This window comes from Bacillus sp. FSL K6-2861, assembly GCF_038630725.1.
In the GTDB taxonomy this organism is placed as follows: Bacteria; Bacillota; Bacilli; order Bacillales; family Bacillaceae; genus Bacillus; species Bacillus velezensis.
Genome location: NZ_CP152037.1, coordinates 2,770,379 through 2,796,796 on the forward strand (window position 1 = coordinate 2,770,379; position 26,418 = coordinate 2,796,796).

Annotated in this window: 30 protein-coding genes and 1 other annotated feature; of the genes, 6 read left to right on the forward strand and 24 right to left on the reverse strand. The window is 46.8% G+C overall.

Going from position 1 to position 26,418, the window contains the following annotated elements; genetic code table 11:
* Positions 1 to 5: 5 nt before the first annotated feature.
* Positions 6 to 497, forward strand: coding sequence for a DUF1641 domain-containing protein (locus NYE62_RS13650; RefSeq protein ID WP_342497002.1), 492 nt, complete (start codon positions 6 to 8; stop codon positions 495 to 497).
* 39 nt (positions 498 to 536) lie between these two features.
* On the opposite strand, the gene NYE62_RS13655 is transcribed toward NYE62_RS13650, so the two are convergent.
* From NYE62_RS13655 to NYE62_RS13675, 5 genes are all read right to left on the reverse strand, one after another.
* Positions 537 to 767 (reverse strand): YrhC family protein, encoded by a 231-nt coding sequence (locus NYE62_RS13655; protein ID WP_007408222.1) that lies wholly within the window; start codon positions 765 to 767, stop codon positions 537 to 539.
* Positions 768 to 850: 83 nt separating this feature from the next.
* A complete protein-coding gene (locus NYE62_RS13660; protein WP_007612766.1) occupies positions 851 to 1,993 on the reverse strand; it encodes a bifunctional cystathionine gamma-lyase/homocysteine desulfhydrase in 1,143 nt (380 codons plus the stop codon).
* A 1-nt stretch (position 1,994) separates the two neighbouring features.
* Positions 1,995 to 2,918, reverse strand: a complete 924-nt coding sequence (locus tag NYE62_RS13665; protein ID WP_199022056.1) for an O-acetylserine dependent cystathionine beta-synthase — start codon at positions 2,916 to 2,918, stop codon at positions 1,995 to 1,997.
* Between the two features lie 47 nt (positions 2,919 to 2,965).
* Positions 2,966 to 3,661: a 5'-methylthioadenosine/S-adenosylhomocysteine nucleosidase gene (mtnN, locus tag NYE62_RS13670; protein ID WP_003152774.1), complete on the reverse strand. Its 696-nt coding sequence runs from the start codon at positions 3,659 to 3,661 to the stop codon at positions 2,966 to 2,968.
* A gap of 20 nt (positions 3,662 to 3,681) precedes the next feature.
* Positions 3,682 to 4,323, reverse strand: a complete 642-nt coding sequence (locus tag NYE62_RS13675; RefSeq protein WP_144663946.1) for a class I SAM-dependent methyltransferase — start codon at positions 4,321 to 4,323, stop codon at positions 3,682 to 3,684.
* A gap of 183 nt (positions 4,324 to 4,506) precedes the next feature.
* Between NYE62_RS13675 and NYE62_RS13680 the strand changes: the two genes are divergently transcribed.
* Positions 4,507 to 4,710 carry a YrzA family protein gene (locus tag NYE62_RS13680; RefSeq protein WP_003152771.1) on the forward strand — a complete coding sequence of 68 codons (204 nt, stop codon included), beginning with the start codon at positions 4,507 to 4,509 and terminating at the stop codon, positions 4,708 to 4,710.
* Positions 4,711 to 4,749: 39 nt separating this feature from the next.
* Here NYE62_RS13680 and NYE62_RS13685 read toward each other — a convergent pair whose 3' ends face one another.
* The 13 genes from NYE62_RS13685 to NYE62_RS13745 all read right to left on the reverse strand — a co-directional run bounded on the left by NYE62_RS13685 (position 4,750) and on the right by NYE62_RS13745 (position 18,034).
* Positions 4,750 to 5,466: a YrrS family protein gene (locus tag NYE62_RS13685; RefSeq protein ID WP_021494371.1), complete on the reverse strand. Its 717-nt coding sequence runs from the start codon at positions 5,464 to 5,466 to the stop codon at positions 4,750 to 4,752.
* Between the two features lie 63 nt (positions 5,467 to 5,529).
* Positions 5,530 to 7,284, reverse strand: coding sequence for a penicillin-binding protein 2 (locus tag NYE62_RS13690; RefSeq protein WP_342497003.1), 1,755 nt, complete (start codon positions 7,282 to 7,284; stop codon positions 5,530 to 5,532).
* 52 nt (positions 7,285 to 7,336) lie between these two features.
* Positions 7,337 to 7,810 carry a transcription elongation factor GreA gene (gene greA, locus NYE62_RS13695; protein WP_003152766.1) on the reverse strand — a complete coding sequence of 158 codons (474 nt, stop codon included), beginning with the start codon at positions 7,808 to 7,810 and terminating at the stop codon, positions 7,337 to 7,339.
* A 253-nt stretch (positions 7,811 to 8,063) separates the two neighbouring features.
* The gene (udk, locus tag NYE62_RS13700) at positions 8,064 to 8,699 is read right to left on the reverse strand and encodes a uridine kinase (protein ID WP_003152763.1); all 636 of its coding nucleotides are present in this window, start codon (positions 8,697 to 8,699) and stop codon (positions 8,064 to 8,066) included.
* 6 nt (positions 8,700 to 8,705) lie between these two features.
* On the reverse strand, positions 8,706 to 9,974 hold the full coding sequence (locus NYE62_RS13705; protein WP_241457580.1) for a U32 family peptidase: 1,269 nt from the start codon (positions 9,972 to 9,974) through the stop codon (positions 8,706 to 8,708).
* Positions 9,975 to 9,991: 17 nt separating this feature from the next.
* Entirely contained in the window at positions 9,992 to 10,921 is a 930-nt protein-coding gene (locus NYE62_RS13710) for a peptidase U32 family protein (RefSeq protein ID WP_007408214.1), read from the reverse strand.
* 6 nt (positions 10,922 to 10,927) lie between these two features.
* A complete protein-coding gene (locus NYE62_RS13715; protein WP_174747042.1) occupies positions 10,928 to 11,581 on the reverse strand; it encodes an O-methyltransferase in 654 nt (217 codons plus the stop codon).
* A 151-nt stretch (positions 11,582 to 11,732) separates the two neighbouring features.
* Entirely contained in the window at positions 11,733 to 12,824 is a 1,092-nt protein-coding gene (mltG, locus tag NYE62_RS13720) for an endolytic transglycosylase MltG (protein ID WP_144663941.1), read from the reverse strand.
* A 110-nt stretch (positions 12,825 to 12,934) separates the two neighbouring features.
* Positions 12,935 to 13,216 (reverse strand): DUF1292 domain-containing protein, encoded by a 282-nt coding sequence (locus NYE62_RS13725; RefSeq protein WP_003152751.1) that lies wholly within the window; start codon positions 13,214 to 13,216, stop codon positions 12,935 to 12,937.
* Between the two features lie 12 nt (positions 13,217 to 13,228).
* Positions 13,229 to 13,645 carry a Holliday junction resolvase RuvX gene (gene ruvX / locus NYE62_RS13730; protein WP_003152750.1) on the reverse strand — a complete coding sequence of 139 codons (417 nt, stop codon included), beginning with the start codon at positions 13,643 to 13,645 and terminating at the stop codon, positions 13,229 to 13,231.
* An 8-nt stretch (positions 13,646 to 13,653) separates the two neighbouring features.
* On the reverse strand, positions 13,654 to 13,920 hold the full coding sequence (locus NYE62_RS13735; protein ID WP_012118070.1) for an IreB family regulatory phosphoprotein: 267 nt from the start codon (positions 13,918 to 13,920) through the stop codon (positions 13,654 to 13,656).
* An 84-nt stretch (positions 13,921 to 14,004) separates the two neighbouring features.
* Positions 14,005 to 16,641 carry an alanine--tRNA ligase gene (gene alaS / locus NYE62_RS13740; RefSeq protein ID WP_061582044.1) on the reverse strand — a complete coding sequence of 879 codons (2,637 nt, stop codon included), beginning with the start codon at positions 16,639 to 16,641 and terminating at the stop codon, positions 14,005 to 14,007.
* Between the two features lie 80 nt (positions 16,642 to 16,721).
* Positions 16,722 to 16,929: a binding site (T-box leader), on the reverse strand.
* A 43-nt stretch (positions 16,930 to 16,972) separates the two neighbouring features.
* Complete coding sequence (locus tag NYE62_RS13745; protein ID WP_007408210.1) at positions 16,973 to 18,034, reverse strand: AI-2E family transporter; 1,062 nt, start codon at positions 18,032 to 18,034, stop codon at positions 16,973 to 16,975.
* Positions 18,035 to 18,252: 218 nt separating this feature from the next.
* On the opposite strand from NYE62_RS13745, the gene NYE62_RS13750 reads away from it, so the two are divergent.
* From NYE62_RS13750 to NYE62_RS13765, 4 genes are read left to right on the forward strand one after another with little or no spacing between them, the layout of a single operon-like run.
* A complete protein-coding gene (locus tag NYE62_RS13750; RefSeq protein WP_007408209.1) occupies positions 18,253 to 18,981 on the forward strand; it encodes an amino acid ABC transporter ATP-binding protein in 729 nt (242 codons plus the stop codon).
* 20 nt (positions 18,982 to 19,001) lie between these two features.
* Positions 19,002 to 19,829 carry a transporter substrate-binding domain-containing protein gene (locus tag NYE62_RS13755; RefSeq protein WP_199022058.1) on the forward strand — a complete coding sequence of 276 codons (828 nt, stop codon included), beginning with the start codon at positions 19,002 to 19,004 and terminating at the stop codon, positions 19,827 to 19,829.
* A 56-nt stretch (positions 19,830 to 19,885) separates the two neighbouring features.
* Positions 19,886 to 20,536 (forward strand): amino acid ABC transporter permease, encoded by a 651-nt coding sequence (locus NYE62_RS13760; RefSeq protein ID WP_199022059.1) that lies wholly within the window; start codon positions 19,886 to 19,888, stop codon positions 20,534 to 20,536.
* 18 nt (positions 20,537 to 20,554) lie between these two features.
* Positions 20,555 to 21,211, forward strand: a complete 657-nt coding sequence (locus NYE62_RS13765; protein ID WP_199022060.1) for an amino acid ABC transporter permease — start codon at positions 20,555 to 20,557, stop codon at positions 21,209 to 21,211.
* Between the two features lie 35 nt (positions 21,212 to 21,246).
* Here the strand turns inward: NYE62_RS13765 and NYE62_RS13770 are convergent, their stop codons facing one another.
* The 6 genes from NYE62_RS13770 to mnmA all read right to left on the reverse strand — a co-directional run bounded on the left by NYE62_RS13770 (position 21,247) and on the right by mnmA (position 26,401).
* Positions 21,247 to 21,378: a YrzQ family protein gene (locus NYE62_RS13770; RefSeq protein ID WP_003152741.1), complete on the reverse strand. Its 132-nt coding sequence runs from the start codon at positions 21,376 to 21,378 to the stop codon at positions 21,247 to 21,249.
* Between the two features lie 21 nt (positions 21,379 to 21,399).
* Positions 21,400 to 21,591, reverse strand: coding sequence for a hypothetical protein (locus NYE62_RS13775; protein ID WP_003152738.1), 192 nt, complete (start codon positions 21,589 to 21,591; stop codon positions 21,400 to 21,402).
* A gap of 12 nt (positions 21,592 to 21,603) precedes the next feature.
* Positions 21,604 to 22,062, reverse strand: coding sequence for a PRC-barrel domain-containing protein (locus tag NYE62_RS13780; RefSeq protein WP_007408205.1), 459 nt, complete (start codon positions 22,060 to 22,062; stop codon positions 21,604 to 21,606).
* Between the two features lie 118 nt (positions 22,063 to 22,180).
* Entirely contained in the window at positions 22,181 to 24,559 is a 2,379-nt protein-coding gene (locus NYE62_RS13785; protein WP_095352925.1) for an ATP-dependent RecD-like DNA helicase, read from the reverse strand.
* Positions 24,560 to 24,577: 18 nt separating this feature from the next.
* Complete coding sequence (locus NYE62_RS13790) at positions 24,578 to 25,228, reverse strand: tetratricopeptide repeat protein (protein ID WP_007408203.1); 651 nt, start codon at positions 25,226 to 25,228, stop codon at positions 24,578 to 24,580.
* A 57-nt stretch (positions 25,229 to 25,285) separates the two neighbouring features.
* On the reverse strand, positions 25,286 to 26,401 hold the full coding sequence (mnmA, locus tag NYE62_RS13795) for a tRNA 2-thiouridine(34) synthase MnmA (protein WP_015417906.1): 1,116 nt from the start codon (positions 26,399 to 26,401) through the stop codon (positions 25,286 to 25,288).
* Positions 26,402 to 26,418 lie beyond the last annotated feature (17 nt).

Genomic DNA, 26,418 nt, shown 5'->3' on the forward strand with positions numbered 1-26,418 from the left:
ACATTATGGCAAGCCCAATTACTGAAATTCAAAAAGAAACGAAAACAGAGGAACAGCTGAAAGCTGAAAAACTGGAAGAACTGAAGACGCTTCTCGCAGAAAATGAAGAAGCCGTCGCGAAAACGATGTCCATCATGGCAAAGCTGAATGGCTTGGGCATTTTTGATGCCGCCGGCTATATGCTCCAGGCAAAAGAGGAGATTGCCAAAATCGCACTCGGACAGATTTCCCGGGAACCTGTCACCAATCTCCTGAATACGATGATGGCCGCGGGAGGCGCGCTGTCAAAAGCTGATCCTGAATTTATGGGCAGACTTTTAGAAAGCGCCATGGCCGGGACGGATCAGGCGCAAAGATTTTTAAAAGAGGACAGGAAAGTCAGTATGTTTGAACTGATGAAAGCCGTCGGTGATCCTGATATTAACCGCGCGCTCGGCTTCGGGCTGCAGTTTTTAAAAGGAATGGGAAAAGAATTACGCGAAACCCCGTCTGAATAAGAAACGAAAAAGCCATTGTCAAAAGACAATGGCTTTTTTTTATTCTTCGGCCTCTTCCAGCCTCTTTTTATAAATAAGTGAACGGTCAACGCAGAAATAAGCGCCCGCTAAAAATACACAATCCGTTACAAACATCAGCATTTTCTGGCCCGCAGTCAGCCCTTGTCCGGGAAGAACCGCGCCGATATAAATGAAGGTGCTGACTGCAAGCAGAATAAATGCGTAATGCTTAAAATCTTCTATTAATGATTTCAGTCTTTTCTTCTCCATATAAGGTCACCTGCCAGTTTTATAGTCTACCAACATTATAATACAAGCTGACAGCCGACAGAGAATGTAAATCTATCCATTCTTTATAAAAGTGAATCAAGCGCCTGTTTCACATCCGCCGTTAAATCCTCAGTATCCTCAATACCGACTGAGATCCGCACGAGCCCGTCGGTAATGCCAAGCGCAAGCCGGCGGTCGCGCGGGATCGAAGCGTGCGTCATTCTGGACGGCACGGAGATTAAGCTTTCAACCGCTCCTAAACTTTCCGCGATCGTAAACAGGTTCAATTTTTCTAAAAACGCGTCGACGCGTTCGCTGCTGCCGACATCAAAGGAAATCATTCCGCCGAAACCGGAGCTTTGCGCTTTTGTCAGCTCATGGCCCGGGTGTTTCGCTGATCCCGGATAGTAAAGCGTCTGAACGGCATCATGTGCTTCAAGCAGCTCGGCGATTTTTCCGGCGCTGTGATTGATGGCATCCATTCTGAGTCCCAGTGTTTTAATGCCTCTCATCAAAAGCCATGAATCCTGCGGTCCTAAAACGCCGCCTGTTGAGTTTTGCACATAATGAAGCTTTTCGCCCAGTTCTTTATCAGCCGTGACGACTAAGCCGCCGACGACATCGCTGTGGCCGCCGAGATATTTTGTCGCGCTGTGCAGCACGATGTCAGCGCCGAAGCTGAGCGGCTGCTGGAAATACGGCGTGTAAAACGTATTATCGACGATAAGCAATACGCCCGCTTCTTTTGCGATGTCAGACATCAGTTTGAGGTCAGTCACTTTCAATAGCGGGTTTGTCGGTGTTTCGATATAAATGGCTTTCGTATTCGGGCGAATGGCCTTTTTGACTTTTTCTTCACTGCTCGTATCGACAAAGTCCGCTTCAATGCCGAAGCGGTTCAGCACGCCTGTCATCACCCGGTAAGTGCCGCCGTATACATCATCCGTCAAAATAACATGATCGCCGCTGTCAAACAGCATCATGACGGCAGTAATCGCAGCCATGCCTGAGCCGAACGCATATCCCGCCGCGCCGCCTTCAAGCTCTGCAATTAAGCTTTCAAGCGCCGTCCGCGTCGGATTGGCCGTTCTTGAATATTCATAACCCGTGTGCTCGCCCGCTTTCGGCTGTTGGTACGTGCTTACTTGATAAATCGGTACGGAAACCGCTCCTGTTTTTTCATCTCCCGTAATTCCTCCGTGCACCATCAGCGTTTTTTTCTTCATCTTACTGACCTCCTTGAAAAATGTTTTTGCTTATATATCGATCGCTGCCGTCAGGGAAAATGGTGACGATATTTGATCCGGCGGGCGCTTTTTTCGCTTCTTCAAGCGCTGCATAAAGAGCCGCCCCTGAAGAGCTTCCAATTAAGAGGCCTTCTTTCTCGGCCGCTTCTCTGACAAGCGAAAACGCCGTATCGTCCTCCACCGTGTAAGTGGCGTCAAAATGGTTCTCGTCCATATAATCCGGGATAAACTCCATGCCGATGCCTTCCGTTTTATGGGCATACGGCTCTCCTCCGTTCAGGATCGAGCCTTCCGGTTCAACGATCACCGTTTTGACGGCAGGATTTTTCTCCTTTAAATAAGCTGCCGTACCGGCAAAGGTGCCGCCGGAACCCGCTCCTGCGACAAAAGCGTGGATATCCCCGCCGAGCGCGTTCCATATTTCAGGTCCGATCGTTTTGTAGTAAGTCAATGGATTTACTCGGTTTTTAAATTGCAGAACGGCATAAGAATTATTAATCTCTCTCTCCAGTTCAAGCGCTTTTCGGATGGCTCCCTGCATGCCTTCTTCTCTCGGCGTATGCACGATGTCCGCTCCGAGAGCTTTCATAATTTGCTGCTTTTCTCTGCTGAAATGCTCCGGGACGCAAAAAACGGCGCGAAGCTGATGCTTTCTGGCGCACAGAGCGAGTCCGATCCCGGTGTTTCCGGCAGTCGCCTCAATGATAACGCCGCCCGGTTTCACCTTTCCCGTGCGAAGCGCATCTTCAATGAGCATCCCGCCCAGCCTGTCTTTAATGCTTCCGCCCGGATTCATCATCTCAAGCTTAGCATAAACCGCTGTTCCCTCCGGTAGATCAAAATGCTTGAGACGGAGCAGCGGTGTATTTCCGATCAGTTCTGTAATATCTGTTATCACGTTCAATATATGTCCTCCTCCTGGAAAAGCGGAGGAGAACGAGAATCCCCCGCTTAGTGAATTCGTTTGATGACATTCAGGACAAGCTCAGTTGAATGAACGGCAGCCTGTTCTAAAAATTTATCAAATGAAACGTCAGATTCTTTTCCGGCAATATCAGATAAAGCTCTGATGACAACAAAAGGCGTTTTGAACTGGTGGCACACCTGTGCGACAGCCGCAGCTTCCATTTCAACCGCGTACAAATCCGCAAATTTGGCGCGTACGTCTTCAACCCGCTTCGGATCATTCATAAAAGAATCTCCCGTAGCGATTGTGCCTTTGGCGACTTGAATGCCGTTCAGTTCAGAAACCGCTTCCTCAGTAATACTGATCAGCTTTTCATCAGCTTTGTATGCTGCCGGAAGACCCGGCACCTGTCCGTATTCATAGTCAAACGCCGTCACATCTACGTCATGATGGCGGACATCTGTTGAGATGACGACGTCGCCTACATTCAATGTATGATGAAAACCGCCCGCTGAGCCTGTGTTAATCACATAATCAGGTTTGAAACGGTCAAGCAGAAGCGTCGTGCTGATCGCCGCGTTGACTTTCCCGATACCTGATTTCAGCAAGATGACTTCGACGCCTTCATAGCTGCCAGTTGTAAACTCACAGTGAGCGATCATCTCTTGTTTTGCGTCTTTCAGTTTGCTTCTTAAAATCGTAACTTCCTCTTCCATTGCTCCGATGACTGCCAGTTTCATTTATACACAATCCCTTCGATTTACCGTTTAATCGCCTCCATTATCCAGACAAAGTCATTTTGCTGCGTAAACCGCGCGGCAAATCCCTCTTCTGAAAAGATGTTTTTCATTGTCCCGAGTGTCGGATAATGTTCCGTCTTTAAATCGTCCGCTAATTGATGATAGCCGTTTCGGATTGCTTTTTTAATGGCTACATCATAAGCTTCATGATCTTTAAAGACTGTATCGGCAAACACTATTTTATCATGCTTCTGAAGGATTGCGCCATACTGCTTTACAGCCGTTCGCTTTTCTTCATCGGTTAAATGATGAAAGGCGTACGAGCTGACGATGGTATCTATTTGAAAAGGCGGAGCGGGAAACTCCAGAAAATCTCCGTCACTGAACACGGCTTTGTCAGAAAGCTTGTCAGCCGCCAGTTTTCTCATTGACGGAGACGGTTCTACACCAAACACCTTTTTGTTCGCGGCGGCTAATTTCGCCGTTAAATTCCCCGTTCCCGGTCCGAACTCTAAAACGTTTGAACCTGAAAGTGCGACGATGCTGTCAAGAATGTTGTCATACCCTTTAAAAACATCAGCATATTGTTTGTCTGCCCCGTGCACTGTGGCATCATAAGTCGCTGCCCAATCTTCAAATAATGGAATAAATTCACGGCCCATATTTTTCACTCTCCATAATTTATAATTCCTATGAGTATAGTATGGATTAATCGTGGAACAGTTCCTATCCTATCACAAAAAAGAATGGAAGGGTACTAAAATACTTTGGGATTATTGCGCAATTACGGCAGAAAGGCTTATACTTTCATTGACTCAGAAGAAAAATCAGGAGGATCTGTACTGATGAATTTTCAATTGGATTTAATCAAAGATAAAGTAGAATTTTTCGAAGCGGCATCTTTGCAGGAGCTTGAAAAGAAAATAAACGTTCAGATTGAAAACAACCAGGCGATTATGCTTCGCGTCCGTTCCGTATCCCATCAGGTGACGGCCGTTGACGGCAGAATCCTTTACAGCGCGTCGGTGCATTTTTCAGCTGACGTATGACAGAAAAAAGCAGCTGAATAATCAGCTGCTTTTTTGCGGTTATTTTAAGGTTTCTACTTTTGTCGGCTTCCAGCCTTTTTTGTCTTTCCAAGTGATGGTGACCTGATACTTTTTGCCGTTCGTTTTGTCTAAAACTTTACCCTTCGCATCTTGCGGGCTTCCATTGTTTCCGAGCCACAGCACTGTCATATGATCTTTTGACACGCCTGTTGCGTAAGAGATGGCGTCAAGCATTTCGGACCAGTCTTCAGAGCTTGAGTCATACGTCGCCGCATGTTCTCCCGTCTGCTTTGTGCCGACCGCTTTCCATTTTGGGTTAACAATTGTTTTCTCGACATCGCTTGATGAGCCGCCCTCTGTTATTTTTGCGCCTTTAAAAGGATCGCTTGAATCAGAGTCTTTTTTGCTGCTGTCATCACTTTTCGATGAATCATCGTCTTTTTTGCTGTCAGAGTCTGAAGATGAATCAGATGTATCCTTATCCTGTTTATCTTTTTTGTCATCGTCTGATGCCGTATCTTTTTTGCTGTCTTTTATGTCTTCATCGGATGTCTGCTTCGTCTTGCCTGATGCAGGTGTTTCCTGCTTCTGGCTTGTATCCGCTTTTTCGCTCACGTCGCCCGACGGACTGTTGATGAAGAGGCTGACGGCAACGACGACAATAAGAATAGATACGATAGCAATTAAAATGTTAAGCACCATATTTGCTTTTCTGCGCTTATCACGGTTTTCAAAACGAGATTGTTTATTGCTCAATCATTCTGCACTCCTTTATCCCTCTTGCTCAGCATATATTTTAACATGGGCTGAGCGGTTGTTCTATGTCTGATTTATTTCATTTTCATGTACCTTTTTAACAATATCATAAAACACTGTATTTGTCAGAGCCTTATCCCCCGGCGTGTCCATGTGCAGCACCACGAGAGCATATTTCGGCTTGTCCGCGGGAAAGTATCCCGCAAACCATTTGTGGTAAAGCGTCTGTTTTTCTTTTGTAAACATTCCCGTCTGGGCCGTTCCCGATTTGCCTGCTATCTCATACGGCAGATCCTGAAACCTTCGGCCGGTTCCTTTCGGTGAGGTGACGACTTCTCTGAGAATTTTTTGAAGCTGCTGCGCCGTATATTTGTCGATGTTTTCCCCTTTTAACGGCTGATCTTTGAATGACGCCATCGTCGTTTTGTTTTTGTATTCAATTTTGTCCGCGATTTTGACTTGTTTTTTTTCACCGCCGCGCGCGATCGCCGCCATCATATTGGCGACTTCAAGAGGCGTGACTTTCACGTTTTTTTGCCCGATCGCCGTCTGTGCGACGGCTTTTTTTACGGTTTTGTCTTTGTCATCTCCCCAAATGACCCCGCTTTTTTCATTATACAGCTGCCTGAATCCGTCTTCCCGGTACAGCTTGCCTTCCCAGCCCGCCCGCTGGGTGAGACCAAGTTTTTCCGCCATGTTTTCAATAACGGAATCATCTTTTTTGATCAATTTTTCCGCAAGGCTTGTAAACGTATAATTGCAGCTTTGGGCAAAGCTTTCTCCAAAACTGAGCGTGCCTTTGTCATCCCCCGGCTCTCCGTACAGGTTGAGATTGCAGTTAAAGGATGTGTCCGGCTTCACTTCGTTTTGTTCTATTGCGGCTGCGGCGATCACCGTTTTAAATACTGATCCCGGATAAATCGGCGTCAGCATGTAATTTTGCAGTGTCTGCTGCTTTGACATGTCGGCGTCAGGCTTTGATACCATTCCGAGCACACTGCTTTTTTCAATGTCTAAAAGGACGGCTCCCCCCTTTTTTAACCCGCGGTCTTTCAATACATCTTCCATTGCTTTTTGAATATTACGGTCGATGGAGGTTTTGACTTGCAGCGGATAAAACGCGTTTGCTTCAGCCGTATATTTGACGTCCATTCCGAATAAAGGGTTTCCCCTTCCGTCGACATGATACAAAAGTTTTGTGTCCTGATCCGCCAGTAAAAACTCATCAAACGTCCGCTCCATCCCGCTTGTCCCGATCTTTGCCGTGATCGGCAGTTCCTTCCTGCCGGGGTATTTCTTTTTCAAAAGCTCAGGGTCCTGGTTTGTCGCGCCCAACAGATGAGCGGCTATGTTTGTTTCTTTGCTGTCTTTCATATATACGCCGTAAATGCCGGGATATTTCAAAGAATTGATATTTGACACGGATTGTTTCGTCAAATGTTTTATTTTTCTGCTGTTCAGGACCACCGGTTTTTTCGCTTCCGTGAGCAGCTGCCTGAGCTCCCCCTGTTTCATTCCGAGAATGTCTGATACCCGGTCAACCGGCCAATCCTGCGTCACGAGAAAGGGAAACAGTATGACGGCAGGCTGCTTTTTTCCGGTCAGTTCTTTGCCGTTCCGATCAAGAAAAGAGCCGCGTCCATCTGAAATAAGGACTTCTTCCGTCCGCTGCTTGACGCTTTCCTGAATCAGATTAATATTGGATTTTGAAAAAGATTCTGTAAAAAACAACTGAATTTCAGCCAGCCTCGCAAGCAGAAAGAAAAACACAAGCAGAAAACAAATCACGGCCGTTTTCAGCCTTTTTGATACGATCATAAAAAACACCTCATCCACATTTTGGACGAGGTGTTTCATTGTTAAACGGATCTTATGAAATTTTCACAATTTTCACGAGCATTTCTCCGCCCGGCGTCTGAACTGTCACTTCTTCGTCCACTTTTCTGCCGAGCAGGCTTTTGGCGATTGGCGAGTCGTTTGAAATTTTCCCTTCAAACGGATCGGCTTCAGCGCTTCCGACAATCGTGTAAGATTCTTCTTCACCGTCCGGCAATTCGATGAATGATACGGTTTTTCCCAAACCGACTACATTTGAACCGCCGTCGTCCTCGATGATTTTCGCATTGCGGATCATGTTTTCAAGCGTCGTGATGCGCCCTTCCACAAATGCCTGTTCTTCTTTTGCAGAATCATACTCAGAGTTCTCTGACAGATCTCCGAAGCTTCTTGCGATTTTAATTCGTTCTACTACTTCTTTACGTTTAACCGTTTTCAATTGCTCTAATTCTTGTTCTAGTTTTTGTTTTCCTTCGTGAGTCATCGGAAAAACTTTTTCTTGTGCCATGTTCCTTCACTCCTTGGTGGTTGTCCCTCAACAATAACGTGTGATTATGTATGAGAGCATAAACGAAAAAATCAAGAATGAGAACACAGGGCAGTCCTCGTTCTTCTCTCCCATATAGGTACTGTTTATCTTAAACTGAATGTGTGTTTTCTGCAAATGTTTCGGTTTATAAACAGGGAAAGAAGGGAACTGTCTCATTCCCTTCCAGCCTATACATAATATGGTCTGAGTTATTTATGTCTATGCTATGGTATTACAAAATTGCATTTTGTTCAAGGATCGTTTGAATCTTCGTGACCATCAGATCAATTGCGACGTGGTTTTGTCCGCCTTCCGGAATAATGATGTCCGCGTAGCGTTTCGTCGGTTCAACAAACTGATTGTGCATCGGTCTGACGACGGACACATACTGCTCAATGACAGAATCGATTGAACGGCCTCTTTCGTTAATATCTCTCATAATCCGTCTGATGATACGGAGATCCGCGTCCGTGTCGACATAAAGTTTCATATCCATGAGGTCGCGAAGTCTTTTATCTTCGAGAACGAGAATGCCTTCCAGAATAATGACATCCTTCGGCTCAACCGGAATGGTTTCCTCAGAACGCGTATGCAGTTTATAATCATAAATCGGCTTTTCTATTGGCCGGTAATTCAAAAGCTCTTGAATATGCTCGATTAAATAGTCATTATCAAATGCGAGCGGGTGATCATAGTTTGTGTTCAGCCTTTCTTCAAACGGAAGATGGCTTTGGTCTTTATAATAAAGGTCTTGCTGGATCATTAAAATCGAGTGTCCTTTAAACTGTTCATAGATGGAACGGGTGACGCTTGTTTTTCCTGATCCGGAACCTCCTGCGATGCCTATAACTACAGGACTCTTACCCATTGGTGATTACTTCCCCTTTCTCATCATGTTGCTCGGATAAATCTTTTTGTCTACTTTAAATGTAACGATTTGCAGGGGATGGCGGGCAGCATCAAGCTCGTTTCCGTCTTCGTCCCAAATAGTGCCGACTGTGAATGTGAAATTGTCGATTTCAGGACCGAAAAATTCCACTTCGTCACCTTGTTTAAAGAAATTGCGCTGCTGGAGCGTCACCATTTGAGTTTCCTCGTTATACGCGAGCACGAGACCGGCAAAATCAAATGTTGTTTTCTTTCCGTGTTCGCCGAACATCTGCTCTTCATACCCGGGCGTGCCTTCAAAGAAAGCAGGCGCGGTATCCCGGTTTGCACATTTGTCCAGCTCATCCAGCCATTCTTTTTGAATGACAAAGTTTTCAGGATCAGCGCAGTATGCGTCGATGACTTTGCGATACACGCTGACAACCGTCGCAACGTAATGAATCGATTTCATCCGGCCTTCAATTTTCAGGCTGTCGATGCCCATCTCGATCATTTGCGGAATGGATTCAATCAATTTTAAATCTTTCGGGCTCATCGCAAACGGAGCGTCTTCTTCGTCATAGAGCGCGACCGCGTTTGCACCGTCTGTCTGATACAGGTCATAATCCCAGCGGCAGGACTGACAGCAGCCGCCGCGGTTGGAATCCCGGGCTGTCATGTGATTGCTCAGCACGCATCGGCCTGAATAAGCGATACACATGGCGCCGTGGATAAAGGTTTCAATTTCAATATCCACCTTTTCCTTCATTTCTTTAATTTCCAGTCCGCTCGTTTCACGGGCAAGCACTACGCGGTCAAGCCCTTCTTCTTTCCAGAACTGCACCGCTTTCCAGTTGGAAAGGGACTGCTGTGTACTGAGGTGAATTTCTACGTCCGGGGCCACTCTCCGGCATGTTTCAATAATCAGCGGATCAGCGACGATAATTCCGGCAACTTTTGCGTCTCCCAACGCTTTTAAGTATTCTTCCAGACCGTCCATATTTTCATTATGGGCGAAAATGTTTGTTGTCACATATATTTTTGCCCCGTATTTTTTGGCAAATTCTACGCCCTCTGCAATTTCTTCTATTGAGAAGTTATCCGCATTTGAGCGGAGTCCGTATTCCTGTCCTCCGATAAAAACCGCGTCCGCTCCGTAATGAACGGCAATTTTTAATTTTTCAAGGTTTCCTGCCGGAGCAAGGAGTTCAGGTTTTTTCGTAATGACGCGTTTTCCGTTTACGACTTTGGAAATGGTTTGATTTACGGCTGTCATCCGTTGCACCCTCCTTTTTAATAGACCGTTTCTTTAAAGAAGAATCCTGTGTCGATGCTTCTGTTCACAGGCTGAATGCTTTCAATCCGCTCTATCCAGCTCTCTTTTTTCTCTTCGTATGTCTCTCGGCTTTCGAAGCACAGATCGATTGCTTCTCTGTACATGCGGGTCACTTCAGTTAAGTATTCAGGAGACTTCAAAACTCCGTCGATTTTGAAAGAATCGATGCCGGCGTCCATCAGGTCCTCTAATTCATCAATCATGCACACATCGTTCGGGCTCATGATGTGCGTGCCGTTTTCATCTTCAAAAATCGGGTATTTATTGCCCCGTTCTTTGTCATGCAGAAACATCCCCGCTTCTTTTTTCTTCTGTTCGATGTCCATGACTTTACCCTGGTATTCGAAGTAATGGCCCACTAAAGAACGCTTCGATTGGAACATGCACGTCATGCCGTGGATTTGAATTTCAATTTCCACTTCGGCGTTTTCTTTTATGTCAATGATGCTGTCCATATTTAATTCCTTAGCCAGCACTGCCCGCCGTGCGCCTTTGCGTCCCCAGTAATTGCAGGAATAGTAGTTGGTTCCCGTTGTTTCCGTGCTCCAATGCAGTTTAAGCTCGGGAGCCGCTTCACGCGCCGCCATTAAAACGGCCGGATCACCGAAAACAGCCGCATCAACGCCGGCCTCCTGCAAAAAGGCAAGATAGCCGTTCAGCTCGTCCACTTTTTCGTTGTGAAAAATAGCATTGACGGCGGCGTACACTTTCGCGCCTTCCTGATGAGCTGTCTTTACGGCTTCTTTTATATCTTCTCTTGAAAATTCACCGGCCAGTCTCAGGCCGTATCTCTGTTCTCCGACCAACAGGGCCGTTGCGCCCGCTTGAATGAGCGGAAGAATATCCTGTACAGAAGTCGGAGTCACCAAAAGTTCAGGTTTTTTCATGATCCTTCACCTCTTCTTTTTACTGATGGCGATGCCGTCTCCGACCGGCAGTATGACCGTTTGATAGTCAGGCCGGTCCATCAGCCATTGGTTATATTGATCAATTTTTTCAACAAGCTTCCGTCTTCTTTTCGGCTCAATGTCCGAGTGATTTTGCGCCACCAGCCCTTTAAACAGAACATTGTCCGTAAAAATGACTCCATCCGGCGCAAGCATCGGTTCATAGAGCTCAAAAAAGTTCGTGTACTGGCCTTTGGCCGCGTCGATAAAAATGGCATCATAAGGAGCCGTGACACGGACAGACTCAGAAAGTTCCAGCGCATCCCCGTGCATTACGTGAATCCGGTTTTCCATTTCAAAGTCTTTTATATTGTTCACAGCTTCTTCATAGCGTTTGTCGTCCCGTTCAATCGTGTAAATATTCGCACCCGGAAGCTCAAGCGCCATCCGTATGGCGGAATATCCGATTGCCGCGCCGATTTCCAAAATGTTTTTCGCCTGTTGAATCGACAGCATTTGAAGCAGCACTTCAATGCCCGCTTCTTCCATAATCGGAACATGGTGCTCTTTTGCATAGGCTTCAAGCTTTTTCACTTTATCAGGCCGAGGCTTCAGCATCGCGTTTATATACTCGTTTATTTGTTCATACCGATCATTCACGGCAAACAGCCTCCGTTCTAAAAAGGAGTGCCCCTGACGAATCCGCGGGGACACTCTCTTAAGACACTTCTTTATCCATAAGTAAACAACCCGATATATTTTATCATAAAACCTTTCAGAATGGAATAAAAGGAGAGCTTTTGCCCTCCTTTTATTCGCTGTCTTTTTTGGAAATATACTTTTCCTTCGCTTTATTATGGTCTTTTAATGTTTTGGTGAAAACGACCTCGCCGTTTGATTTTGCAAGGAAATAAAGATAATCCGTTTTTTCAGGGCGGAGAGCCGCTTCCCATGATGAATCACCGGCATTTGCAATCGGTCCCGGCGGCAGCCCCTTATGTTTATACGTATTAAACGGAGAATCAATTTTCAGGTCTTTGTAGTAGACCCGGCTTTTATGCTTACCGGCCGCATATAATACCGTCGGGTCAGTCTGCAGCGGCATTTTTTCTGCAAGCCTGTTGTAAAAAACGCTGGCGATTTTGTGACGGTCGGCTTTGGCGGTGGCTTCTTCTTCAATAAGTGATGCCATCGTCAGAGCGTTATGAACGGAAAGTTTCTTTTTTTCCAGTTCAGATTTATACGTTTCGATACGGGTGTTTGTTTCCTGAACCATTGCCGTCAAAATCGTGTCAAGCGATGCATCCGGATCATTAAACGGATATGTGGCCGGATACAGATAGCCTTCGAGCGGATGCTTGAGCTTCTTGTTTGAAAGTGCGTCCGTTATCGTATCAGGAAACTGTTTCTTCAGTTTGCCGATGAATGTTTTGTCATCCAGTTTCGCCATGATCTCTTCTTTTGAATATGATGTTTCCTTTGCGATCGCATCCGCAATCTGTGTAAGCTGTTTTCCTTCAGGAACGGAGATCTGAAAGGCATATCCCGTTGATCCCGCGGTCAGTTTTTTGATAATCGCATCCGCATCCATTCCTTTATTCAGGTGGTAAAATCCCGCCTGAAACCCGGAAGCGCCTTTATACTTCACATACAGCTGAAATGCTTTTTTGCTTTTGATGACATGCTGATCCTCAAGAATTTCAGCGATTGCCGAAACGGAAGAACCGCTCGGAATATTAATATTGACTGCCGTTTTGCTGCCTTTGTCAACCGGGGACAGCAGAGATTTTCCATAGAAAAAAGCACCGCAAATGATGATAAGCAGAGCGATCACGGAGGACAGTATTATCGTCGTTTTTTTGTTTTTACGCGGAAATGAATGTTTAGTCTGATTGATATTCATACAAGTATTTTCCTCCCAACAGCTCTTATACTACATGATTCGTGTGCATTCGGCAATTTATTACAAAAAAAAGCCGAAGCGCATATGCGCTCCGGCTTTTTCCGTTCATTTTATTCTTCGTCTTCTTCCGCTAAAAACGTGTTCAGCGTTTCTTCGATCATTTCCCACTCTTCATCGGTTTCAATCGGCATCAGTTCGCCGTCTTCACCGTTTTCGTTCGGTTCGAAGCTTGAAGCGTGAATTTCGATTTCATCATCGTCTTGAGCATCAATCGGATAATAAAGTACGTAAGATTTGTTGAATGTGTCGTTTTCAAATGTGAACAGCACTTCGCAAAGCTGTTCGTTGCCTTGATCATCGACAATTGTAATGTGTTTTTCGCCGTGTTCCATTTTTTTCACCTCTTAGTTTAAACTGTCCAGATATCCTTGAAGGATCATGACAGCCGCCATTTTATCAATGACTTTTTTTCGTTTTTGCCTGCTGACGTCAGCCGCGATCAGCATTTTTTCAGCCGCCATCGTCGTCAGACGCTCGTCCCACAGCACAACAGGGACATTGTACGCTGTTTCAAGCAGTTTCGCAAATGTTTGGCTGGCTTCGCCTCTCGGACCGATCGTCCCGTTCATGTTTTTCGGAAAACCGAGCACGATCTTCTCTACATTATAGTCTTTCATCAGCTCGGATAAACGGTCCAGACCGTAATCTCCTTCAGCCTCGTTTATTTTTATCGTCTCAATGCCTTGAGCGGTCCAGCCCATTTCATCGCTTAAAGCTACGCCGAGTGTTTTCGTTCCAAGATCAAGTCCCAATATTCTCATGAATGTATTTACGCCTCTTTATGCTGTTCTAGATAGGATTTTACCAATTCCTCGATTAATTCGTCACGTTCCAGTTTGCGAATTAAGTTCCGGGCGTCGCGATGCCTAGGAATGTATGCAGGATCTCCAGACAGCAAGTATCCGACAATCTGGTTGATAGGATTGTACCCCTTTTCCTGAAGCGCATCATATACCGTATTCAGCACTTCTTCGACGTTTGTTTCAGCAGAATCATCGGAGAAATTAAATTTCATCGTTTTATCAAACGAGCTCACCGTTTTGCACCTCTTTCCCAAATTCGCAGGCAAAGTTCAGCCTGAGGTCCTCATCTTATCATCATTCTACACTACTTGAAAGGATTATAAAACGGATTTTATCCAATCTTCCGCAGATGCCAGCGCCTCTTCCAATTTTTCAGGCTGCTTTCCGCCGGCCTGCGCCATGTCCGGACGGCCTCCGCCTCCGCCTCCGCAGACTTCAGCCGCTTGTTTGACCATTTTGCCGGCATGAAGGCCTTTTTCGATCAGGTCTTTCGTCACGCCTGCTGAAAGGTTGACTTTCTCATTTTGCACGGCGCCGAGAATGATGACCGCAGAACCGAGCTTCGCTTTCAGATCATCCACCATAGTGCGAAGGTGGTTCATGTCTTTCGCATTTACTTTTTCAGCCAGCACTTTTACGCCGCCGATGTCTTTTACTTTAGACAGAATGGCTCCGGCTTCCACATTGCCGAGTTTGCTGAGCAATGATTCATTTTCTCTTTGCGCTTCCTTCAGCTCCGCTTGAAGAGACTGAATTCGCTTCGGTACGTCTTTTACGTTTGATTTCAGCTCGTCCGCAGCGTGCTGCAGAAGGCTGAGCTGGCTGTTCATTTCCTGATAAGCGCCTTTTCCTGTTACGGCTTCGATTCTTCGCGTCCCTGCGCCGATCCCTGATTCGGATACGATTTTAAACAGGCCGATTTCAGCCGTATTCGTGACATGGCATCCGCCGCAAAGCTCAAGGCTGTAATCTCCGACTTGTACGACGCGGACAATATCGCCGTATTTCTCGCCGAACAGGGCCATCGCGCCCATTTCTTTCGCTTCATTGATCGGTTTCAAATCAATCGCTACCGGAATGCTCTCCCAGATTTTTTCGTTGACGATTCCTTCAATGCGTTCAAGTTCTTCTTTCGTCACTTGACCGAAATGAGAGAAGTCAAAACGCAGGCGATTTTCGGTAACGAGTGAACCCGCTTGGTTGACATGTGTGCCGAGAACGTCTTTCAGCGCCTGGTGCAGGAGGTGGGTTGCCGTATGGTTTTTCACCACGCCGCTTCTCATTTGATCTTCAACTTCAGCCGTCACGCTTGCGCCTTTTTGAATCGTGCCGCTAGCCACCGTGCCTTCGTGTACATGCTGACCGTTCGGAGCTTTTTTCACGTCTTTAATGGTTACGACAGCCTGCTCGCTTCTCAGCACTCCTCTGTCACCGATCTGTCCGCCGCTTTCAGCATAGAAAGGCGTTTTGTCAAGAAGGATTTGGACGGTATCCCCTTCATGCGCCTCGCTGATTAATTGCCCGTCATGAAGAAGCTCGATCACCTTCGCTTCAGCTTTTACGGCACTGTAGCCGACAAATGTGCTTTCTGCGGTAATGTCGCGCAATGCGCCGCCCTGCACCTGCATGCTTCCTACATCTTGGCGCGCATTTCTCGCCCGTTCACGCTGTTTTTCCATTTCGGCTTCAAAGCCTTTATGGTCAACCGTCATTTGCTCATCTTCCGCGTATTCCTCCGTCAATTCAACCGGGAATCCGTACGTATCGTACAGTTTGAATACGTCTTTTCCGGAGATGATGCCGCTGCCTTTTTCCTTCTCTTTCTTTATCACGTCGGATAAAATGGCCAGACCTTCGTTTAATGTTTCGTGGAAGCGCTCTTCCTCCGTTTTGATGACTTTGGCGATAAACTCTTGCTTTTCTTTCACCTCCGGATAGAAAGCGTCCATAATTCCTGCAACAGCCGGTACTAGCTCATACATAAACGGACGGCTGATACCGATGGTTTTCGCGTATCGCACTGCCCGGCGCAAGAGGCGTCTCAGTACATACCCGCGCCCTTCATTCGACGGCAGAGCTCCGTCGCTTACCGCAAATGCGACCGTTCTGATATGATCGGCGATCACTTTAAAGGCCGTATCCTTCACTGCGTCCTTTCCGTAAGCATCTCCGGAAATGCGCTCTGTTGCTTCAATAATCGGCATAAACAAATCAGTGTCAAAGTTTGTCGGGACATCCTGAATCACGGAGACCATCCGTTCAAGCCCCATGCCCGTATCAATGTTTTTCTTCGGAAGCGGTGTGTACGTGCCGTCCGGGTTGTGGTTGAACTCTGAGAATACCAGGTTCCATACTTCAAGATAACGATCATTTTCGCCGCCCGGATACAATTCAGAATCTGACGGGTCATTGCCGTATTTCTCGCCGCGGTCATAGAAAATTTCCGTATTCGGTCCGCTCGGGCCTTCGCCGATATCCCAGAAGTTCCCTTCCAGACGGATGATTCTTTCTTCCGGAACGCCGATTTTTTCCGCCCATAGCGTATAAGCTTCTTCATCCTCAGGGTGAACCGTTACAGACAGCAGCTCCGGATCAAAGCCGATCCACTTTTCGCTCGTTAAAAACTCCCATGCCCACGTGATCGCTTCTTCTTTAAAATAATCACCGATGGAAAAGTTTCCGAGCATCTCAAAGAACGTGTGGTGGCGCGCCGTTTTCCCCACATTTTCAATATCATTTGTTCGAATTGATTTTTGCGCGTTTACAATTCTCGGATTCTCCGGCACAACGCGGCCGTCAAAGTATTTTTTCAGCGTCGCAACGCCGCTGTTGATCCATAATAAAGACGGATCTTCATGCGGAACCAATGAGGCGCTCGGTTCAACGGCATGGCCTTTTTCTTTAAAGAAATCTAAAAACATTTGACGCACTTCAGCAGAAGTTAAGTGTTTCATCTATATTCCTCCTTATCACTACCCGAAATTCTCTTTTGCGACAGCAAAAAAGCTCTCTCCCTATGCAAACCATGCGTTCACACAGGGACGAGAGCTGTCTCGCGGTACCACCCTGATTACAGGCCGAAAAAGGCCTGTCACCTTTCATCCCGTAACGCAGGACTGCGGCAGCCTTTAACTGCACTCAGGATTAGCTTCGGCCGATCTTCTGCTGAAGCTCCTTTCAGCGTATCGGAGCTTCTCTCTTAAACAGGGCTTCGGCGTACTCATATCCGTCACTCGAGATTCGTATGTATTCTACTCGAAATTATAGACAAGCAGAACCCGAATGTCAATGTTCCGTCCTGATCCGCAAAAAGTGTATGGCCGTCACTTTTAAAACGGCTGCCGCCGGAACAGCGAGAATCATGCCGGGAATGCCCGCGAGCTCTCCTCCGGCAAGGAGCGCCAGCATGATCACGACGGGATGCATTCTGAGACTGCGCCCGACAATAAGCGGGCTCAAAATGTTTCCTTCTATAAATTGAAGAATAAAAATCGTGACGATTACGATGATCACAGCTTTAGCAGAAATCGCCAGCGCAAGGAGCAGCGCCGGTACAGCGCCGATAAACGGACCGAAATACGGGATGACATTCGTAATCCCGATGGCAAGGCCCAAAATCAGCGGGTAAGGAAGCCCGAACAGCCAAAATGAAACGCCGGCTATTAGCCCGAGCAAAAAACAAACGAGAAGCTGACCGCGGATGTAATCACCGAGAGAGTCGTCCACATCCCGCAGAAATTCACTCCCCCTTTTTCTCCAGGACTTCGGCGTCAAATACCAGACTGTCTTTTTCATGACGTCTATATCCTTCACCATATAGAACACGAGAAAAGGAATCGTCGCCGCGATCAGGATATAATCAAGCACGAAACGGATGCTTCTGATCGTGCTTTCAATCGTGCCGGCAAGAAACGTTTCTGTCTGCTGAATCATTTTGTCCATTCGATGGTGCATGCCGTCAGGCCAATGATCCGTGTGATTATGCAGATGCTTCAGCATGCTGTTGTAGTTTTTGGCAAGACCGGGAATGCTCTCAGACAGATCCTGCAGCTGTTCAATTAAAACAGGAACCCCTTTATAAACCCCCCAGCCGATTCCGCCGAAAAACAGGCAATAAATCAGAAGCAGGCTTAAAGTTCTAGGCATCCCTTTTCTATGAAGCCATTCAGTAATCGGAAGTAAAAGATAAGCAATAAATACTGCGATGAATATAGGAATAAAGAGAGATTTTATAACAAGCCAAATGGGAGACCATAACATATCGAGCATGCAAAAGACATACACTGTTAACAAAACGAGCAGACATACAGCCGTCCACATTAAGAGCTGCAGCGGTTTTTGAAGCATGACGTTTCACCTCTTGCTTTATCTTTTGACAGAAAGCCGGAATTATTCCCGTTTCATAAACTCCGCCTTATGACGCAGACCTCTTGACGGAAACAATTATCAGAAATTACAAAATAATCTAAATAATATTCATAAAAATCTGCATAACTATCGTAATGTGTTAAAGGGTTTTAAAACTGTCCAGTCAATATGACTCATGTTTTTTAAGGAGGATGGCCATGATTTCATTTCAGGATGTAAATAAGCACTACGGACATTTCCACGTGCTGAAAAACATTAATCTGCACATTAAAAAAGGGGAAGTCGTCGTTATCATCGGACCTTCAGGATCGGGAAAAAGCACGCTTCTCCGCTGCATTAATCAGCTGGAAACAGTTGATGGAGGCGCCTTAACGGTAAACGGCGTCTCCATCCATGACAAGAAAACGGATATAAATAAGGTCCGCCGCAATATCGGCATGGTGTTCCAGCATTTTCATCTGTACCCGCACAAAACCGTTCTGCAAAACATCATGCTCGCACCGATCAAAGTACTTAAGCAATCAAAAGAAGAAGCAAAAGAAACGGCCTTATACTATTTGAAAAAAGTCGGTATACCGGAAAAAGCGGACGCTTATCCTTCACAGCTTTCCGGCGGCCAGCAGCAGCGTGTCGCCATCGCCAGGGGGCTTGCGATGAAGCCCGAAATTATGCTGTTTGATGAACCCACATCTGCGCTTGATCCGGAAATGATCGGGGAAGTGCTGGATGTCATGAAAACACTCGCAAAGGAAGGCATGACCATGGCAGTCGTCACACATGAAATGGGATTCGCAAAAGAAGTGGCGGACCGCATCGTGTTTATCGACGGCGGAGCCATCTTAGAAGAAGCTGCACCGGCTGAATTTTACGAAAGCCCCCGTGAAGAGAGGGCGCGTTTATTCTTAAGCCGTATTTTAAATCACTGAAAAGAAACGGAGGAGCGCTTATGTCACGCGTAACAAAATGGCTGTCATTCGGATTGATATCACTGCTGGCCGTCTTTATGCTGGCCGCCTGCGGAGGGAAAGAAACGTCCGGAGATTCAAAAGGAACGGGAAAAGACACGTTAGCCTCTATTAAAGACAGAGACAAAATCATCTTCGGCGTCAAAACCGACACGAGGTTATTCGGGCTGAAAAACCCAAGCTCCGGTGATATTGAAGGCTTCGATATTGATATCTCAAAACAGCTCGCAAAAGATATTCTGGGGGATGAGAAGAAAGCGGAATTTAAAGAAGTAACGTCAAAAACGAGAATTCCGATGCTGCAAAACGGCGATATCGACGCCATCACCGCCACGATGACGATAACGGATGAGCGGAAAAAAGAAGTTGATTTCTCAGATGTTTATTTTGAAGCCGGGCAATCCCTGCTCGTCAAAAAAGGAAGCAGCATCAAAAGCACCAAAGACCTGGGAAAAGGCTCAAAAGTATTGGCGGTAAAAGGCTCTACTTCCTCACAAAACATCAGAGAAAAAGCGCCTGACGCCTCAGTGCTGGAATTTGAAAATTACGCCGAAGCGTTCACTGCGCTTAAAGCGGGACAGGGAGATGCGCTCACAACCGATAATGCGATTTTATACGGCATGGCAGATGAAAATAAACAATATCAGCTGACAGGCGAAACCTTCACCGATGAACCTTACGGAATCGCCGTCAAAAAAGGCCAATCCGGACTCATCAAGGAAATCAACGCCTCTTTGAAAAAAATGAAAGCCGACGGCAGGTACGAAAAAATCTATAAAAAATGGATTAAAGAAGAACCGGCAAAATAGAAAGGACCGCGGGATGAGCAGGCATGCTCATCCCCGTTTTATAAGGAGTGACATAGATGAACTTTTCAATTTTAACGGAAAACTTCGATATGTATATGGACGGTTTCCTGCACACATTGCTTGCGAGCTTCATCGCGCTGGCAGGCAGCTTTGCGCTGGGCGTTCTGATCGCAGTCATGAGAATCACGGCTTTCAAACCCCTTCAATGGATCGGCACTGCGTATGTGGAATTTATCCGCAACATCCCGCTTCTCCTCATCACATTCGTTTTTTATTTCGGACTTCCGAACGCCGGGCTGAGACTGGACGGCTTTCAGGCGGGAACGATTGCGCTGACGATTTACACATCCGCCTTTATCGCAGAAGCCATCAGAGCCGGAATTCAGACTGTCTCCAAAGGGCAGATGGAAGCGGCCAGATCGTCAGGCTTCACCTACAGTCAGGCGATGAGATATATCATTCTTCCTCAGGCCGTAAAAATCGTGATTCCCCCGCTCGGAAACCAATTTCTCAACCTTGTCAAAAACTCATCAATACTCGGAGTGGTGGCGGGACTCGATTTGATGTATCAGGCGGATCTCGTTTCCTCAAGCACTCTTGTCGTGTTTGATGTCTATATTTTCGTCGCGCTTTTTTATTTGATAGTAACGATCCCGCTCAGCATCGGGGTTCACTATTTGGAAAGACATCTCGGAAAGAGTTATTAGAGAAGGAGAGTGAAAAACATGGATTTTAGCGGCGCCTATACACCTGACCATCTGCTGTTTTTATGGGACGGCTTTTTGGTCACACTTTATGTTGCGCTGATCTCCATTGTCCTGAGTTTTATTTTCGGGCTTGCCGCCGGCACTTTGCGCTATGCGAAAATTCCTATCGTCTCGGGCATTATAGCGGCCATTGTGGAAACCATCCGCAACCTGCCGCTGTTATTAATCATTTTCTTTACGTTTTTTGCCCTTCCGGAAATCGGGGTCAAGCTGGAAATTACCGCGGCCGCCATCACGGCGCTTACGATTTTTGAATCGGCCATGCTGTCAGAAATCATCAGAAGCGGTTTGCAATCCGTTGACAAAGGACAGCTTGAAGCGGCGCGTTCTTCAGGACTGACGTACACGCAGACTCTTTTTCTCATCGTCATGCCGCAGGCGCTCAGGCGTATGGTTCCTCCGATTGTGAGCCAGTTTATTTCTTTATTAAAGGATACGTCACTTGCGGTCGTCATCGCTCTGCCCGAACTGATTCATAATGCGCAGATTTTAAACGGACAAAGCGCTGACGGAGGGTATTTTTTCCCGATCTTTCTGCTGGCGGCCCTGATGTATTTCGCGGTCAATTACAGCCTGTCTCTCGCAGCCAGTCGGCTGGAAGCGAGACAAACGTAAAAAGGATACTTCCGGAGAAGTATCCTTTTTTCTGCTTAAAACATTTTCATGACTCGTCTTCTCATCCGTTTCATACCTTTTTTATTCAGCATATCGGACTGAGAAGCCATACGATACATAACGGCTCCAGCTCCTAAAGCCAACAGAGAGGTCATTGTTCTGCCCATCGCGCGTATCTCCTTTCAACTTTAAAAATTGATACTGCGTTCGTCTTCAGAAAACAAATCATCAAGACTGCTTAACGTGCCGTCTTCCTCTACTTGATGTGTCGCAATTTTGCCTTTGGCTACCGTCAGCTCAATGAAGCAGCCCCAGCAATAGTATTGGTTTACGCCGATTTTGCCGATATCTTTACTTTTGCAGTTCGGACATACAAGCACAGACTACACCTCTTATCCGTTCAGGACGATGCCTTCTTTCCCCGCTTCAATAAGCGTATCGGCGGCGCGGCGCACTTGGCGTCTGCCGGCCAGATCTGAAAAGAAGCCGTCCGAGAGTTCATATGCTACGATTATGCCCCTGTCCAAACAAAAGTATACATCTTCCAGCAAACCGAACATTTCACCATCAGGCGATTTCACCGGCTGCATTTTAATCTGTTCAAAAGTGAAACAGCTCTTCGGCAAAGGCTGCAAATGAGCATGACCGGCAGCTACGGCTTCTTGATCCATCTCTTTTATATCACTTGCCTCTAAAAAAAGATGGCGGTTGTGAAACAGGCGTTTCTGCTCCAGCACGAAACCGAGAAACCGGCCGTCCAGAGAGAAACATACATCCGATATCATCCCGAGACTGCGCCCGGTGTTTTCGTCATATACTGTTCGTCCTTCAGCTGCATGGCATGTTCTCAAAGTGTGATCAACCACCTTTTGTTGAACACGTATAGGTTTTGCCAAGAAGCCGGGCAGCATACTTTGAAATGACTTCCACAGGCGAAAACCCGGCGCATGTTTATACTCCGGGTTTTATTTACGCTTTTTCTTCCATAAAGTCAAACGGCGTGATGCCTTCCATTCCGATGTTCGCATCATATACACTGAACGGCAGCTCTTTTTGCAGGGCGGCCAGTTCTGCATCCATCTCTTCAGTCTGCTCTGTGAGCCTGTTTCTAAGCGACGTCTGTCTGACGGTGGCATCATTGTTTTTGACGCCCCATTCAAGCGCTTCTTCTTCTCCGCAAAGAATCAGAAATTTTTTCGCCCTTGTTATGGCGGTATAAAGCAGATTTCTCCTGAGCATTCGATAGTAGCCTTTGACGACAGGCAGGACGACAATCGGAAATTCGCTTCCCTGCGACTTATGAATCGAACAGCAGTACGCGTGGGTAAACTGGCTGAAATCCTTTTTCGTAAAGGTGATTTCGTTGCCGTCAAATGAGACGACGACCATGTCTTCTTTTTCCGTATTTTCTTTGGCATAAAAAATGGATACGATTTCGCCGATATCGCCGTTAAACACATTGTTTTCCGGCTGGTTGACAAGCTGTAATATTTTATCGCCCGTCCTGTAGACGACATCACCGAATTTCAGCTCCCGCCTTTTTTCTTTCGGCGGATTCATGATGTCTTGAAGAAGCATATTCAGCTCGTTAATTCCCGCTTTTCCCCTGTACATCGGGGCCAGCACTTGAATATCCCTGGAGGTATACCCCTTTTTTAACGCGTTCGAAACGACCTGATCCACGACTTCTTTAATCTGTGAAGAATTACAGCGGATAAATGAGCGGTCCTTTGTCGGCGCGGTCAGCCCCTTTGGAAGCAGTCCTTTTTTCATATCATGCGCAAGTTCCACAATGGATGATCCTTCAGCCTGACGGTAAATATCTGTCAGGCGCACGGTCGGCAGCACCTCAGAAGCCAAAAGGTCTCTGAGCACCTGCCCCGGTCCTACTGAAGGAAGCTGGTCTTCATCACCGACGACAATGAGCTGAATGTGCTTAGGAAGCGCCTTAAACAAATGGCTGGCGAGCCAGATATCGAGCATACTCGCTTCGTCTATAATGATCAGTTTCCCTTCTATCGGCTGATCTTCATTGTAGGTAAAGCCTTCAGCGCCATTCCAGCCGAGCAGCCTGTGTATCGTAACAGCCGGCAGACCCGTAGATTCGCTCATCCGTTTTGCGGCTCTTCCCGTCGGCGCGGCAAGCAGCACCGGGAACGTCTCGTCTTTTTTATAATCACCGGGGTCAAGCGATACTCCGTGCAGTTCACTGTATAATTCCACGATTCCTTTAATAACGGTCGTTTTCCCCGTCCCAGGTCCTCCGGTCAGTAAAAGCATCGGTGAAGACAGCGCTTTTTGAATGGCATCCTTTTGGCTTGGCGCGTATTGAACATTCATCCGTTCTTCCAGTTCACCGAGTGCAAGCAGAAATTCCGATTCAGGAAATTGATCGGCATACTCCGTCTGAGCCGCAATGTCGAGCACGCGTTTTGCGACATTTTGTTCGGCGTAAAACAAGGACGGAAAATAGCAGCGTTCTCCTTCTATGACGATATCCTTACTCTCCCCGAGGGCGATGATGCCGTCAGCCGCATCCATTTCCGTGACGCGGCCGCCTTCAGCTGACTGATTCAGGAGCGTTTGCGTATTGATTATCAGCTGCTTTGTTTCTATGTACGTATGGCCCTCTGAAAGACAGGTCGATTCAATTGTATATAAGATAGCCGCTTTGATCCGCTCCGGGTGGTTTCCTGACAGACCCATTTTTCCGCCCAGCTCGTCAGCTTTCACAAAGCCGATGCCTTCAACGTCTTTTACAAGCTGATAAGGATTTTCCTGAATTTTCTCCAGTGTTTCCGTTTCGTAGGCCTGATATATTTTCATGGATAGCTGGGGCCCGAAACCGTATTGGTTCAGAGAGATCATAATCTGCTCAAGCCCCTGATGCCGCTGCAGCTCTCCGGCAAGCTTATCCGCTTTCTTTTTCGACATTTTCGGCACATCGTAAAGCACCGATGCATCCGTCAGAATTTTATTGAGCGCGCCGTCTCCGAGCTTTTTGACGATTTCTTCCGCCGTTTTTTTTCCGATTCCTTCAAACAGATCACTTGATAAATAGTGAATGATCCCTTCTTTTGTGGTCGGAATTTCTTTTTTAAAGTGTTCAGCCTGAAATTGCAGGCCGAACTTAGGATGCGTGGCGGTTTTTCCGTAAAATGTGTAGGTCTCATCTTCTTGCAGCAGAGGGAAGTAGCCCGTTACGGATACGACCTTGTCTTCGATCGCCTCAGACGTTTCTGCAACCTTGACTTTCAGCACTGTATACAGGTTGGTGTCATTATGATAAATGACCGTATGAATGACGCCTTTTACATACGGCTGTTCTTCGATGTTCAGCTGATCCACGAGCCTTCCCTCCTTTTGTTATGACTGGGTGATAAGCTGTTTCGCATGAAGCGCAAGCATATGATCAGGCTGTATGCCGATTGCGCCTTCCAGCATCTCAAGCGCCTTTTCACGATTTTCTTTGTACGCGTAAGCGACTCCGGCATTATAAAATGCGTCCGCGTGGCTTGGGTCCTGCTCGATCACCGTCTCAAACTGCGCCAGAGCTTCATCCAGCATTTCTTCATTTGCGAGGCACATTCCGAACTGGAAGCGTGCTTCCGTGTCATTTTCGTTTAATTCAACGGCACGCTGCAAATATGGCAGTGCAAGCTTCGGCCGCTCTAATTTAACGAGAACGGTCCCCAGCATATAAAACAAATCTCCGTTTTCCATTCCGGAGCGAAGCGCTTTTTCAAACATATCCTTCGCTTCGGAAAACGATTCTTTCATCACATATACGTTTCCCGCACCGTAATAAGCGGCTGCCGCCGAATTGTCCAATTCAAGCGCTCTGTTATAGAATGCAAGCGCCCGTTCGAGTTCGTTCACAGAAGAAAGCAGATTTGCGAAGTTGATATACGGCACCGGATCTTGGCCGTTTTCCTCAATCGCTTTCGTAAAAGCCTCTGCCGCTTTTTCAAAATCGCCCTCCTGCATGGCGTCAATCCCGATTTTATTATAATCCATTTTTAACTTCCTTTCGCTAAAAAACCCCAACATGCGAGTTGAGGTTTTTTACATGTGTTATACGTACCACAGTTTTGTTCCGTCTTTATAAACGTCATCTATCGTTCCGCCGCCGAGGCACTCTTCTCCGTCATAAAAAACGACGGCTTGTCCCGGCGTAACGGCGCGTACCTGCCCGTCAAAAATGACTTCCGCTTCATCATCACCCGTCATTTTCACCGTTACTTTGTGATCTTCCTGGCGGTAGCGGAATTTCGCCGTGCATGTCATTTCGCCGCCGTCCATCAGACCGGAACGCGTCCAGCTGACATTTGTCGCCGTGATCTTATCAGAATACAGAAGCGGATTATGGAATCCTTGATCAACATACAGAATGTTTTTTTCAAGATCTTTACCGACGGCGAACCACGGCTCGCCGCTTCCGCCGATTCCAAGACCGTGGCGCTGTCCGATTGTATAATACATCAGACCGTCATGACGCCCTTTTACTTCTCCGTCCATTGTCATCATATCGCCCGGCTGAGCGGGGAGATATTGGCTGAGAAACGTTTTGAAGTTGCGTTCGCCGATAAAGCAGATTCCCGTGCTGTCTTTTTTCGCAGCTGTCGCAAGTTCCGCTTCTTTGGCGATTTCCCGCACGCGGCTTTTTTGCAGATCACCGATCGGGAACATGACTTTGCTGAGCTGTTCCTGATTGAGCTGATTCAGAAAATAAGTCTGGTCCTTGTTTTCATCCAGACCGCGGAGCATGCGCACTGTACCTGCGCTTCTGTCCACGCGGGCGTAATGGCCCGTCGCAAGATAATCCGCGCCGAGTGACAGAGCATGATCCAAGAAAGCCTTAAACTTAATTTCTTTATTGCACATGACATCCGGATTGGGGGTTCTTCCGGCTTTATATTCATCAAGGAAATATTGAAATACCTTTTCCCAATATTGCTTCTCAAAATTGACGGCATAATACGGAATTCCGATTTGGTTGCAGACCCGGATGACGTCTTCATAATCTTCCGTCGCCGTGCAAAAACCATTTTCGTCCGTATCATCCCAGTTTTTCATAAAGATTCCGATTACATCGTAGCCCTGCTCCTTCAGCAGAAGGGCCGCCACGGAAGAGTCCACGCCGCCGGACATGCCGACTACGACTCTTGTATCCTCCGGCCGTTTTTCCATTTGCATTCACTCCATTA